This window comes from Anaerovibrio lipolyticus DSM 3074 (genome assembly GCF_900141865.1).
GTDB classification, from domain to species: domain Bacteria; phylum Bacillota; class Negativicutes; order Selenomonadales; family Selenomonadaceae; genus Anaerovibrio; species Anaerovibrio lipolyticus.
In genome coordinates, this window is sequence record NZ_FQYW01000007.1 from 104132 (window position 1) to 117496 (window position 13365).

12 protein-coding genes are annotated in these 13365 nt (G+C 43.4%); 7 read left to right on the forward strand and 5 right to left on the reverse strand.

Features of this window, described 5'->3' with window-relative positions:
* Positions 1–49 precede the first annotated feature (49 nt).
* On the forward strand, positions 50–3022 hold the full coding sequence (locus B6K08_RS04560) for an ATP-binding protein (RefSeq protein WP_080325518.1): 2973 nt from the start codon (positions 50–52) through the stop codon (positions 3020–3022).
* Positions 3023–3272: 250 nt separating this feature from the next.
* On the opposite strand, the gene B6K08_RS04565 is transcribed toward B6K08_RS04560, so the two are convergent.
* The 3 genes from B6K08_RS04565 to B6K08_RS04575 all read right to left on the reverse strand — a co-directional run bounded on the left by B6K08_RS04565 (position 3273) and on the right by B6K08_RS04575 (position 5517).
* On the reverse strand, positions 3273–4142 hold the full coding sequence (locus B6K08_RS04565) for a hypothetical protein (protein WP_039207048.1): 870 nt from the start codon (positions 4140–4142) through the stop codon (positions 3273–3275).
* A 215-nt stretch (positions 4143–4357) separates the two neighbouring features.
* A complete protein-coding gene (locus tag B6K08_RS04570; protein ID WP_039207046.1) occupies positions 4358–4867 on the reverse strand; it encodes a type 1 glutamine amidotransferase domain-containing protein in 510 nt (169 codons plus the stop codon).
* Positions 4868–4869: 2 nt separating this feature from the next.
* Entirely contained in the window at positions 4870–5517 is a 648-nt protein-coding gene (locus tag B6K08_RS04575) for a hypothetical protein (RefSeq protein WP_080325519.1), read from the reverse strand.
* Between the two features lie 189 nt (positions 5518–5706).
* On the opposite strand from B6K08_RS04575, the gene B6K08_RS04580 reads away from it, so the two are divergent.
* On the forward strand, positions 5707–6081 hold the full coding sequence (locus B6K08_RS04580; RefSeq protein ID WP_039207041.1) for a response regulator: 375 nt from the start codon (positions 5707–5709) through the stop codon (positions 6079–6081).
* A gap of 92 nt (positions 6082–6173) precedes the next feature.
* On the opposite strand, the gene B6K08_RS04585 is transcribed toward B6K08_RS04580, so the two are convergent.
* Complete coding sequence (locus tag B6K08_RS04585) at positions 6174–6923, reverse strand: DUF134 domain-containing protein (protein ID WP_039207039.1); 750 nt, start codon at positions 6921–6923, stop codon at positions 6174–6176.
* A 408-nt stretch (positions 6924–7331) separates the two neighbouring features.
* Entirely contained in the window at positions 7332–8687 is a 1356-nt protein-coding gene (locus B6K08_RS04590; RefSeq protein WP_039207037.1) for a DUF389 domain-containing protein, read from the reverse strand.
* Between the two features lie 183 nt (positions 8688–8870).
* Between B6K08_RS04590 and B6K08_RS04595 the strand changes: the two genes are divergently transcribed.
* Genes B6K08_RS04595 through B6K08_RS04615 form a run of 5 tightly spaced genes read left to right on the forward strand, consistent with a single transcriptional unit; the run spans position 8871 to position 13002 of the window.
* Positions 8871–9980, forward strand: a complete 1110-nt coding sequence (locus B6K08_RS04595; protein WP_039207035.1) for an alanine racemase — start codon at positions 8871–8873, stop codon at positions 9978–9980.
* A gap of 43 nt (positions 9981–10023) precedes the next feature.
* Complete coding sequence (locus tag B6K08_RS04600; RefSeq protein ID WP_234985226.1) at positions 10024–10842, forward strand: carbon-nitrogen hydrolase family protein; 819 nt, start codon at positions 10024–10026, stop codon at positions 10840–10842.
* A 1-nt stretch (position 10843) separates the two neighbouring features.
* Positions 10844–11230, forward strand: a complete 387-nt coding sequence (locus B6K08_RS04605; protein WP_039205881.1) for a RidA family protein — start codon at positions 10844–10846, stop codon at positions 11228–11230.
* Between the two features lie 14 nt (positions 11231–11244).
* Positions 11245–11868, forward strand: coding sequence for a helix-turn-helix transcriptional regulator (locus tag B6K08_RS04610; RefSeq protein WP_080325521.1), 624 nt, complete (start codon positions 11245–11247; stop codon positions 11866–11868).
* Positions 11869–11904: 36 nt separating this feature from the next.
* Complete coding sequence (locus B6K08_RS04615) at positions 11905–13002, forward strand: threonine synthase (protein WP_039205879.1); 1098 nt, start codon at positions 11905–11907, stop codon at positions 13000–13002.
* Positions 13003–13365 lie beyond the last annotated feature (363 nt).

Here is a 13365-nt window from a genome sequence, read left to right on the forward strand (position 1 = left end):
GATTTTGATAGTAAGACATCTCTACATTGTATAAAAATATAGGAGGCGCATGAAAATGCGACGTGGCCAAAGGATATTTTTAAACAAGATAAAGCTGTTGTTTTGCCTTGTAGCATTTTTGGCTTGTCTGGCGGGGACTTTTAGGTTACACTCTGCGGTGCCTGTGGAGGCCAATGTTGAAAAAGTGGTTCGTGTGGGGTATTTTGTAGAGGAAAGCTTCCAGCTGGGAAACCAGGACGGTGAAGTAAAAAGTGGCTATGGCTATGATTATTTGCAGCGTCTTAAGCTATATACGAATTGGAAATACGAATATGTTTATGGTTCCTACGGGGAGCTGTATGATAAGCTGGTAAAAGGTGAAATCGACTTGTTGGGAGGGCTGGCGTACAGGCCGGAGCGTGAGGCAGTTCTCAGTTATCCAAAGAATCCCATGGGCGCTAGCCAGTATTTATTTTTTAAGCGCAGTTCAAATAATCATGTGACCACGGAACCAGAGTCCCTTAATGGAAAGCGGATAGGTACATTGACAGGTGCCCATGCCAAAGTGGTGGACAAATACATAGACACACACAATATTCAGGCTACAGTAATAGTATACGATGACATCAAAGATAGAGATAATGCCCTGAAAAGTGGATTTATAGATGTTATGTTGGCGGAGGGCTACAATACCTTCCGGGATATGGGCTTTGAGGTATGCCTTGAGGGTGGTACATCAGATTTCTATTTTGCGGTAAATAAGGCACGCCCGGATATCCTTGAAGATTTGAATAGGGCCCAGCACAGACTCTATAAGGAAAATCAGAATTATATCAGCGATCTTAACAGAAAATGGTTTAAGCGTACAGTTTTTACCAGTGCTCTTTCTCCTGAGGAGCGCCAATGGTTGGAAAAGCATAGTTCCTTGCGGGTAGGTTATCTCAATAATTACTTGCCTTACTGTGATACAGATGCCAATGGTGAGGTAACAGGTATTGTAAAGGATCTTGTTCCCGAAATTTTTAAGGCCTTGGGATATTCTGCAATGGAAATAGAGTACAAGGGATATGATACGGGGGAGACTCTTACCAAGGCACTGCAAAATCATGAGGTCGATATTATATTCCCCGATGTTTCCAATTACTGGATTACTGAGGAATATGATATGCTGCCAAGTGATCCCGTAATAAACTCCTATTTTAATATACTGTATAAAGGGGATTCCCCTGATATGAGTACGGCAAAAATTGCCGTTTCCAGCCGTTTGGGGCTGATGGATGATTTCAGGGCAGTTTATTATCCTGATAACAAGGTTATTTATTTCGATTCTGATGAGGAGGCCATGGATGCGGTTGTCAGGGGCGAAGCTGATGTTGTTATTGTAAGTGGCCTGAGAACAGAGTTCCTGTTACATAAAAAATCCAGTTATAGTGTTCTTCGCACACTCCAGTTGCCGGATGATGCTTCTTTGGGCTTTGCCGGCCTGAATGCGGATGCGGTGGGCATCAGCGTGTTAAATCACGGTATTACTCTTATGGACAAGGATTTTGCGCTGACCCGTTCCTACACCTACATGCCTAATTTGAACATGACTCCCGGTGAGTTCTTGAAGCAAAATATATGGATTCCGATTACAGCCATTGTAGTGGTTTTCAGCTTGATTGTGTTCTTCATTTTCAGAGAAAACAGCCGTAACCGTGAACATCTGGACGAGTCGGAAAAGCAGATACAGGAAATCACCGTCCTTAATAGCATTTTGCAGGACAGACAATTACGTCTTGAGGAGCTTACGGCGGCCCAGGATGTACAGCTGGAGAAAACTAAGGTGCTTAACGAAATGCTTCAGAGTCAGCACAAAAAGCTGGAGGAAGCCCGCGAAGCTGCCGATGTGGCAAATCAGGCCAAAACCTCCTTCCTGTTTAATATGTCCCACGATATTCGTACACCGCTCAACGCTATTATTGGTTTTACGGAGCTGGAGGAAAGGGACCCTGATAATGTTGAACTGAACAAGGAGTACCGCAAAAAGGTTAAGCTGGCCAGCTATCAGCTTTTGGACATACTGAATAATGTCTTGGAAATGTCCCGTATCGAAAACAAAAAGGTTGTTATTGATGAAGAGCTGGAGGATGGCATAAAGCTGTTAAATGCCTGTGTTGCAGTATTTGAGGGAGAAATAAAGAAGAAGAATCTCAAGCTGGAGGTTTCCTGTGACCTACAGCATCGCTACCTTTACCTTGACAAAACCCATTTGTCTGAGGTGGTAATGAACATTGTAAGCAATTCTGTGAAGTATACCCCTGAGGGCGGTATGATTCAGATTCGGGTTAAGGAATTGCCTGGAAAAAAGGCGGAGCAGTGTTTGGTGGAGGTATCCATCAAGGACACCGGCATCGGTATGTCAGAGGAGTTTGTGGCGGAGATTTTCGAGCAGTTCTCCAGAGCTCGTAACACCTCTCAGAGTGGTATCCAGGGTACTGGGCTTGGTATGGCCATCGTTAAAAATCTCGTGGAGATGATGAATGGTGAAATTGAAGTCCACAGTAAACTGGGAGAAGGCACTGAAATAGTTTTTCGGACCCCTCACAGAATTGGGGAGAAACCGTCTGCTGCAGTGGATAGCAATGTTCAGGAGGCGGCACCGGATTTTTCCGGCAAGCGTATTCTTTTGGTTGAGGATAATGAACTCAATGCAGAAATTGCCACAGCTATTTTGGAAGACAGCGGCTTTAAGGTGGAGCATGCCTGTGATGGCGTTGAGTGTGTTGATATGCTCACCAAGGCCGAGGCTGGCTATTATGATATGATTCTTATGGATATACAGATGCCAAATCTTAATGGTTATGAGGCCACCAGAAAAATCCGCAATCTGGACGACAAGGCAAAGGCAAATATCATTATCGTTGCCATGACGGCCAATGCCTTTAAGGAGGATAAGGAGCGAGCCCTGGAGGTTGGTATGAATGACCACCTGGCCAAGCCTATTGATGTAAAGAAAATGATGGATACTCTGACCTATCTGTTTAAGAAGGCAGAGGCATAGCCACAGGACTAATTTACAAACATTATAACGCCATTGTTCAAATTTTTCTTCTTTAGAAGAAAAATCTTCCAATTAGCGTTTCAACGAGCTGGGAGATATACTCGCCAGCTGTTGTAGTTTGTTTTCCCGCCACCTAAAGAGGTGGGGGACATCTTAAAGCTCGTTATATTGACAAACAGAAAGGCCGGACGCCACATAAGTGACGCCCGGCTTTTCCAGTTCTACGGGAGAATGCTTTACAGAATATTAGTTACTGTGCAATATCCACATTGGACGCAGTAGCCATCTGTGCTTGAATTTTATAAGGACTGTAACGCTTAATCATATCCATTACCCGACTATCTGGCTGCTGCTTTCCGGCTTCCTTAATGCCCTCAGGCATAGTCTTATAATCTTGTGTATGAACGAATTTATCCCAGGCATTTTGTAATGCCCTAATCTTAAAGAGAAATGTTTCCAAAATATCCTGATCATTGGCTCCAGGATTGGTGTCCTTTAATGGTGGTAACGGCATTGATGTCTCAGAGGCAGTTTCCACATCAGCCTTGATAGCCTTGGCGGATGCTGCGATTTCAGCAGTTTTGCCGGCCTTTGTGCTGTTTCCAAGGCTTGCCTTAATCTGAGTCATAAGGCTGGTTACCATCTGCTGTACTGTTGAGGCCTCAGCCGCCTGCTCATCGATAATATTATTATCTTCAGAGCTCTCTGAGGCAGAAGCCCTTATTGCGGTGTTGGCATCCCTGTTGAGAGCCTTCATAAGGGTGTCCCGGGCCTCCTGCTTGGTGTGACAGCCAGCCAGCGAATTTTCGAAGCTTACTCTGGCTTCCTCCACATCTTCTGCCTTGCGATGGAGTGCTGGATTCTTTAAACTGAGATGGTCCATTTCAATAGAGGAAAGCCTTTGTCCCTCCTGCAATTTGGACCTGATGCTGGCAGTTTCAATTGCATCACTGGAGCTTATTCCGGAAGAAGGACTGGTATGATTCTTCTTAACGGATTGCTGCAGCTGTGATGTATTTGAGGGCATCAGGTTCCGTCCTAAATTGGCACGATACTGGGCAACCAACTGATAATTGCGCTGCCTGGAGCTCGCACCAACGCGCCCGATAGCTTCCAGCATTGAAAACACCTCCTTGTATTCCCCCTAATTTACCCCTAAAGTTAATAAATTATTTATTTATGGGAAAAATGTATGAATTGTAGAAAAATTTAGACTATAATTCACTCATATTATACCATGGTTTGGTGGAATAGCCTATATGAACGTAAAAAAATTAATAAGGCACCCTGTAAAAAATGCAGAATGCCTTTGATTTGATGGAAAAAAATGCTTTTTTATTGTTTATTAAGTACCTCTACCAAAGCCTTCATATATTCAGGAATATCCGGTGGTCTTCTGGCGGAGACAATATTCTTGTCTACTACGCATGGCTCATCCAGCCATGTGGCCCCCGCATTTTTCATATCGTCCTTTATGCCAGGGGTACTGGTAACCTTTCGTCCAGTTAAGACATTCGCTGATACCAACACCCAGCCAGCATGGCATATTTGGCCGATGAGCTTGCCCTCCCGATCCATATCAGCCACCAGCTTTAATACCTTTGGGAATCTTCTGAGCTTGTCTGGTGCCCAGCCTCCAGGTACTAGTATGCCGTCATAATCCTTGGCATCTACCTCATCAAATGACATGGCTACCTCGCAGGGAACACCGTATTTGCCATGGTATACACCAGCCTTTTCGGCCACAAGATCCACCTGAACACCAGCTTCCCGCAGTCTCATTACTGGGCACCATAACTCCAAATCCTCAAAGTCATCACTGACAAGCTGTAAAACTTTCTTCATACTTACTTCTCCTTACTTGTTTTTATTTTTTTGCCCAAATCATCAAAGAATGATTTGCTTATCCGACCAAAGATACCCTGCTGTCCGTGGTAGGAATCATCCCGTTCACGCAGCTCATCCCGGGACATAATCAGTTTGTTGGTCTTATTGTCATACACATCGAACTTCACCCGTACAGTGGATGTGTAAATGGTCTTTTCAGGGTGATAAACTGGAATGGTGTAGTAATAGGTTTCATCGTACCAGCTGCCATCGGAGCGCTTAACCTTTCGGGTGGCGGATCTGGTTTCCCAACTGGTGTAGGCCGGCTTGATGTAGTAATCATCATGCCACTTTAAAATCGCTGCCTTTACATAAATGTCAGCCATATCCTGAGGATAGAGGACTGCATCCTTGTCTGGATGCATGAGCTTGTAAGGCGGCTTTGAGGCGGTCTTCCAATATTCCTCCTGCACAACCTTTTCCGTCAGATCACTTGGTATTTCAGAGGTGTCAACTATTTCTATGTCGTAGACAATGGCCCGTTGAATATTGGAAAAATCATAGGCTTTGTCTTCCCAGTGAACCTTTTCTGCATGGGTTGCCAGTGGGCATAGCATCAAAAGCAGGAACATAACTCCGCTTAGAATGGGTTTTAAAAACTGAAACATGGGAAATCCTCCTTTCAAGGGGAATATCAGTGGAATGTTAAATCTTGTGGAATATCGGTATATTGTTATATTCTTTTTTTGTAGCTATTTTCCTGCTGGTAAAAATCCGTTAAATGTTTTTATTGTACCGTCGTATCCAATGTGATATTATTAAATCAAGATAAGAATATACAGTTAGGTGGCGATATTATGGGTGACCAGTCTAAAAAGAAGATTCTTATTATTGACGACGCAGAGGTAAACCAGCTGTTGTTGTCAAGGATTTTAGCAGATTACGAGCTTCTCAATGCCCATGATGTGGGGCGGGCCATTGAGCTTTTGCAGGAAAATGGGGAAAGCCTGGATTTAGTTATATTGGATTTGGTATTGCCGGATAAGAGTGGGCTGGAGCTGCTCCAATTTATGAAGGCTGATGAACAGCTAAAGGAAATACCGGTGATTGTTATGAGTGCCCAAGCCCAGATGGAGCAGACCGCCATGGAGATGGGGGCTGTGGAATTTTGGAAAAAGCCATTTTGGAATGCCCAGGAGGTGCAGAACAGGGTGGCAAAGGTTCTTGGGTAATAGCTGTACATTTATGTGATGTGAGTATTTTTGAAGAATAAAACAGAGGCGCCAATAATGGCGCCTCTGTTTTATTCTTCAAAATTTATATTTTATTGCTGGCAACCGTGATTGCCACAGGTATGGCCTTCACCATGACCATGGCCATGATGATTGCAGTGAACAGCTGGATCGTAGGCAAGATTGCCGGCCAACAGGGCATCAACAGCTTCATCGGCTGAGCCGGAAACACCACCATAGAGAGCAATGCCAGCTGAAGCCAGGGCATTCTGGGCACCGCCACCGATGCCGCCGCAAATAAGGGTGTCAACCTTCAGACTCTGAAGAATACCTGCCAGGGCACCATGTCCCTGACCGTTTGTGCTGATAACTTCAGAATTTACAATCTTGTTATTTTCAATGTCATAAATTTTAAATTGGCTGGTTTTGCCAAAATGCTGAAAAATATTTCCGTTACTATAGGTTACTGCTAACTTCATAATACGACATCCTTTCTGATTATAGGGACAATGATTTTTTCGGCGACGGGTCATGCTGCACATGTGGTCTTCACTGCACACCTCATAATCTCCACCAACAATTTTCAGAGGCTTGCCCTCCACAAGGCATACAGCTATACGCTTGCGGGCAGCTACATACAAGGCCTGCACTGTTGTTCGGGCCACATTCATTTGTTCAGCACATTCCTGCTGGGTCAGTCCATTGTAGTCCATGAGGCGGATAGTTTCATATTCCTCCACCGGCATTAATACCACAGGCATATCCTTATTGCCGTTCTTGGGTATAAATTCGGTGAAGGCTGGCAATGAACAGATTTTTTTCTTTTTTACAGGTCTGGCCATAGCAACCCTCCTTTTACGACATATGTCATTAATTAAATTATAGCTATTTTATGACATATGTCAATATCTTTGTTTAAAAATTAAAATATTATTTATGTAAGGTGAAAGTATGGATTGGATTATAGATTTGGATCGCAGTATTATTTTTTAAGTTATTGGTGAATATGCCGGGATTGACAGGAACCATAAAAGAATGTAATAAAATGTGATTTTAAGGTCTAAAAACACAAGAAAAATGTGATATATACTTTCCCTTATGCATTAACATTCCTGCTAAAACGGTGGCTAAAGGAACGCATGTGAAAACGATGGTATGGAGGCATACTGTAGTTTTAAAAATATACATATACCATTAGAAAGGACTGAGCTGTTGTATGCATCAAAGCATTAAACAGTCAGTCCTTTTTGTTATTTAATAATTAAGGTGACAGGCAGGTCTGATTCAGCATTTAACCAGTTTTGCAGGCGGTCATGTTCCTCTTGGTTTATGGTGTTTTTCAAGGTGACAAGAGCGATGAAATTTCTGTAGGCAACCTTGCCATCTTTATCCTTGGTGGCAAATGCTGCTCCTTCTATACCTTCAAAGTAGGGGAATAGAATCGGGGCTTTTTTTCGGATATTATCCAGTAGCTTCTGGTCGCTTTCAAAGCGTTGATGGGCTGTGGAGTACCGCATGCTTAAATCCTTGTATTTTTTTATTTCCTCCTGGGCCTCAGTAATGGATAATCCACTGGCAGATTTCCACTGGTTATTGATGAGATCCTTCACATCTTCAGAGCGGACGGCGTCGGACATGTCGTTTTGGACAATATGTAAACTCCAACCATTAAAGTAGGAATATCCTTGAAGATTTTTTTCCAGCTCTGTTTCTTCCTCCGAGGTTATAATGCGCCCGATAAGGGTTAGATTCAGCCGATGATTGTCTGGTTCAATATTGTAGGCCACCACCTGGGGATTTCCTTGTGAGAAATTTTTTTCAATATAGGTTTGGGCCTGTACCTGCTCCAGGTTGGAGCGAATGCTGTGGTAGGCCATGTACATACTTGGTAAAATAATAATGATACCAAGAAGGGTGAGCTGCCAGCGCTGTCTGCGGAAGGCCTCGTCAGTAACATAGGTCTTGGCTGGAATTTTTATTAATTTTAAAACTATAAAGGTTGTCAGACAGATAAAAAAGCTGTTTATGAAGAAAAGATACAGGGCCCCTAAAAAGAATTTCAGGGAATGGGCGGCTATACCGTAGCCTGCTGTACAAAGAGGTGGCATAAGGGCAGTGGCAATAGCTACCCCGGGGATAACGTTGCTCTTTTCAATTCGGGTGCTGCCAATGATTCCGGCCAGACCACCAAAAATCGCTATGAGCACATCCCAAATGGTGGGCTCGGTGCGGGCCAGCAGCTCGGAAGAAGCGGTGTCAATAGGGGATAGGGTGAAATATATTGCCGAGGTCATAACCGACAAGGTGACCTGAAAGACCAATTTTAAGACCGACTCCCGGACATATTCACCATCATAGGTAGCCATACCATAGCCAATGGACATAATAACCCCCATTAGGGGTGAAATGAGCATGGCACCGATGATAACAGCAGTACTGTTCATATTCAGACCAATTGAAGCAATGAATATGGCCAATATCAGAATGCACATATTTGTGCCCTTCAGAGTTCCACCGGAATAAATTCGTTCTTTGATTTCCTCTAGGGGAGCCCGGTCTTTATGCAGATCAAACAGGTCAGCCAAAATAGTTTTTATAGTTTTCATGGGCAATCCTCCTTGCACAATTATTACCCTTAGATATTTCTATACATGTAGACAAATTCCCTGCATTGAAAAAGGGTTTAAATATGTCATATAAAAAAATATATTTTAGTTGACTGTATATAAAAAATTATATACAATGATGGCAAATAAAAAATTGTAAGTTTTCATTTAGGAGGGCTGAACATGTTGTATAGAGATTTAGATACTCCCGCTTTGTTAATTGACAGGGAAAGACTGGAGAAAAATTTAGTGTATATGCAGTCCTATGCTGATAAAAATAAGGTTAATTTACGGCCTCATACAAAAACACACAAAATGCCGGAAATTGCCAAGATGCAGTTGAAAGCTGGTGCCTGTGGAATAGCGGTAGCCAAGGTAGGCGAGGCGGAGTGTATGGCTCAGCATGGCATAAAGGATATTTTTATAGCCAATGAGATTGTGGGAAAAATTAAATTGGAGAGAATTGCCAAGCTGGCCCAAAAGGGTGTTGAAATTTCCTTTGGTGTTGATTCTGTGTGCCACATAACGGCAGCTGAAGAAGTATTTTCTGCTTTCAAGGTTTCAGTTCCGGTACTTATTGAAATTGAAATAGGGGAAAATCGTTCGGGAATTGTGGAAGAAAAGGATTTTATTAATCTGTTGGAAGCACTAAAAAAATGCGAATTTGTCCAATTTGGCGGAATCTTTTCCCATGATGGTAACAGTTATGGTGCCGATAACATTGACAAGCTGCATGAAATAGCCAGATATTCTCAGGAACGGACATTGGCTTTTGTCAATTTGGCGAAAGCTCATGGAATGAATTGTGGGATTGTCAGCTATGGCGCTACACCTACTTTTATGAATGAAGTGGAAATTTTGGATGGCATCACTGAGCTAAGACCTGGTACTTATGCCTTAATGGACGCCTCCCAAGGGAATGCCGTAGGTACACTTGACAAATGTGCAGCCACTGTCCTGGCAACAGTTATGAGTAAACCTACCAGTGAACGGACTATTTTGGATGTAGGTGCCAAAGGATTGACCATGCAGCGTAGAACAGTTGGTATTTGTACTACACCGGGCTTGGGGACTATTTACGAATATCCGGAGATACACATTGATAAGGTTTTTGATGAACACGCAATCGTAAACAGCCAGAGCTTTCACAACAAGGTGGAAATTGGCGACAAGGTACGGATAATACCGGTTCATATATGCCCTGTATGTAATCTTTATGAAAAAGCATATCTTATTTCCGGGGATAAGGTGGTAAAGGAAATTGAAATTGCCTGTCGCGGAAAAATTGTGTAGAGGCAATTGAGTTAAAGTAAAAGGGAAAAGGAGGACGTGAAGGGTGAAGATATTACAGGCGCAAATGATGGTATCACCGAGTAAAGATGAGGCAATTAAGACACTGGAAGCAGCTTGTAAGCAGGCTGTTAAGGTGGGGGCAGATTTCTTGTCCTTGCCGGAAATGTTCTGCTGTCCCTATGAAACGGCTAATTTTCCTCTTTATGCCGAGGCGGAAGGAGAAAATGTCTGGAGTAAATGTGCTGCCCTGGCAAAAAAATACAGTATTTACATATCCGCTGGGTCGGTACCGGAGCAGGGAGAAGCTGGTGAGGTTTATAATACGGCTTATGTCTTTGACCGTCAGGGAAGGCAAATCGCCAAGCACCGCAAAATGCATCTCTTTGACATAGATGTTCAAGGAGGGCAGTCCTTTAAGGAGTCGGATACTTTGACTGCCGGCCGCGATATCACTGTATTTGATACAGAATTTGGAGCTATAGGACTATGTATATGCTATGATTTCCGGTTTCCTGAATTAGCCCGTTTGATGGTGTTAAAAGGTGCAAAGGTGGTTTTTGTACCGGCAGCCTTTAATATGACTACCGGGCCTGCCCATTGGGAGCTGATGTTCCGCGCCCAGGCCATGTTTAATCAATGCTTTGCCATTGGGACTGCCCCAGCCCAGGATTTAAATGCCACCTATCATTCCTGGGGGCACAGCATTGCCGTTGGCCCTTGGGGAAATGTAATAGCCCAAATGGATGAAAAAGAGGGCTATCAGCTAATAGAGTTGGATTTATCTGAAACAGAGGCTATCAGGCAGCAGCTGCCATTAATTAAGCATCGGCGGACTGACCTTTATGCTTTGGAGGTGAAATAGGATGAAAAGTATTACTATTGATTCCAAGCTGGAAAACAAGGGGCACTATGTGCCTGGCGTTATTTCTAACGGCATGCTGTATATATCGGGGCAGCTCCCTGTACATCACGAAACAGGGGCGCCATTAGCTGATAATATAACCCAGCAGACCCTTGATGCACTTCATAATGTTGAATTAGTGCTGAATGCCGCTGGGCTTAAAAAAGAAAATGTAATAATGTGTCATGTGTATATTCCCAATGTTGAGTATTGGGATGAGGTAAATGCTGCCTATGCCAAATTCTTTGGGACCCACAAGCCAGCCAGAGTAGTGGTGCCCAGCAGGGAATTGCATGGCGGTGCCTTGGTGGAAATTGAAGCGATGGCTGAAATTCCAAAGCTTAAGTAAAATGGGGGATAATAGTGAATCCAAAATTAAAGGCCTATATTCCAATGGCGGATATGTTGGCAGAAACATTTGGGGATGAGTGTGAAGTAGTGCTCCGCGATATTGCAGATCCGGAGCATAGTGTAGTGTACGTGGCCAACGGAACAGTAACAGGCAGAAAAATAGGTCAGGGCTTTGAACACTTTGTAAAAACTGCAATCACTCAAGGTGTTGAGATGGATTATGTTGCAAATGATTTTTTCCAAAAGAACGGAAAGCTAATTCGTACGTCTTCTTCTTTAATACGAGATGATGCTGGCAAGCTGATAGGGGCCCTTTGTATAAACCTGGATATGACCCATATTCAGAAGCAGGCAGCCTATCTGCAGAATTTCTTGCCGAAGCCTAAGCCTATGACAACCCATAGTGACGGAAAGGGAAAACGGGTGGAGGAAATGGTGCTGGCCTTGGTAGATAATATTTTGGCCGGCTGTGATGTGACTGCCCTTAGTCGGGAGGAGCGAATAGAAAAAATCCGCTTTATGGATTCCAGGGGAATTTTTCAGTTAAAAGGTAGTATTGACCAAGTAGCTGAACGCTTAGGTATTAATAGAGTCACTGTATATAGCTATTTGGATGAGGTTCGTGGGAAAAGATAAAGACAGATTAGTTTATTTTGAAAGGAGCAGAGACAAATGAAGTATGTTTGCGGGAAATGCGGTCATAGTGAGGATGTTACCACCAAAAAAATGAAATGTGACTGCGGCGGTTTGTGGAAGCTGGATTATCAGCCACCAAGATTTGATTTGTCACAGGTGGATAAAAATACCTGGAGCTTGTTTCGGTACAGAAAATTTATGGCATTGACCGATGATACCTGGGAAAAAGTCACCTTGGGTGAAGGCATGACCCCAATTATTCCTTTTGATGAGCATACCTATTTCAAAATGGATTATTTCATGCCTACCCTATCCTTTAAGGACAGAGGAGCGGCGGTTCTGGTGGCATTTTTAAAATCCCAGGGCGTAGACAAGGTGGTTCAGGACAGCAGCGGCAATGCTGGAAACAGTGTGGCAGCCTATTGTGGACGGGTCGGTATTGATTGCGAGATTTTCGTTCCGGAGGGAACCTCTGACAAGAAAATAAATATGATTGAAGCTCACGGGGCAAAGGCTACAGTGGTACCTGGAAATCGGGATCACTGTGCTGATGTTTGTCGGGCCAAGGTGGAGCAGGAGGGTGTATGCTACGCCAACCATGTATATAACCCGTTTTTCTATGAGGGTACAAAAACATATATTTATGAGACCTATGAGCAGCTGGGGAAAATACCGGGACATATCTTTGTTCCTCTTGGAAATGGAACCCTGTTTATTGGTATCATGAAGGGGTTGGAGGAGCTTTTGGTCAGTGGAGCCATAGAAAAGATGCCTCAGGTGGTTATAGTGCAAAGCGAAGTATGCCAGCCTTTTGTAAAAGCCATGGAGAAAAAGCTGTCTGATGTGGAAATTGAACCAGTGGAAAGAACTCTGGCAGAGGGTATTGCCATTGGTGTCCCTATGCGTAGCGAGGAAATCCTGGAGTATATCTATAAGTACGATGTACAGGGTATAACCATTCCGGAGGACAGAATTTTGCCAGCCAGAGGGAAAATCGCCAGACAGGGTATTTATTGCGAGCATACCACCGCTGCTGTTTATGCGGGATATGAGCATTATTGTGAAAAATATGGAAAGCCACAGGAGGCATTGCTGTCCATGTGCGGGGCAGGTTTAAAATCGGATCATAGTTGAATTTTAATAAGGAAAAGTAATATAGAGTGAAAAATAGCCATAAATGCAGCTGTAAATATTGCAGCTACGTTTATGGCTTTTTGTGTCAAGAGCATATATCCCACCTAGAATGGTGAAGAACTATTCCTGCACGATAGATGTTTTACCTGGAATACGGAAATATTGGCCTGGGGGGCAGATTTGGAGCCACGACAGGAAGGAAGCCATAATATAATGTATGCCCAGTATTATGGGTGGAAAACGGTTATGACAGACGGAGAGGACAGGCGTAAGCCGTAAATTTCTCCTGTACAGAATAAGAATAGAAAATTAATCAGACAAATTTAAAAACTGTGGACACCCCACAAAGGGAACATCCACAGT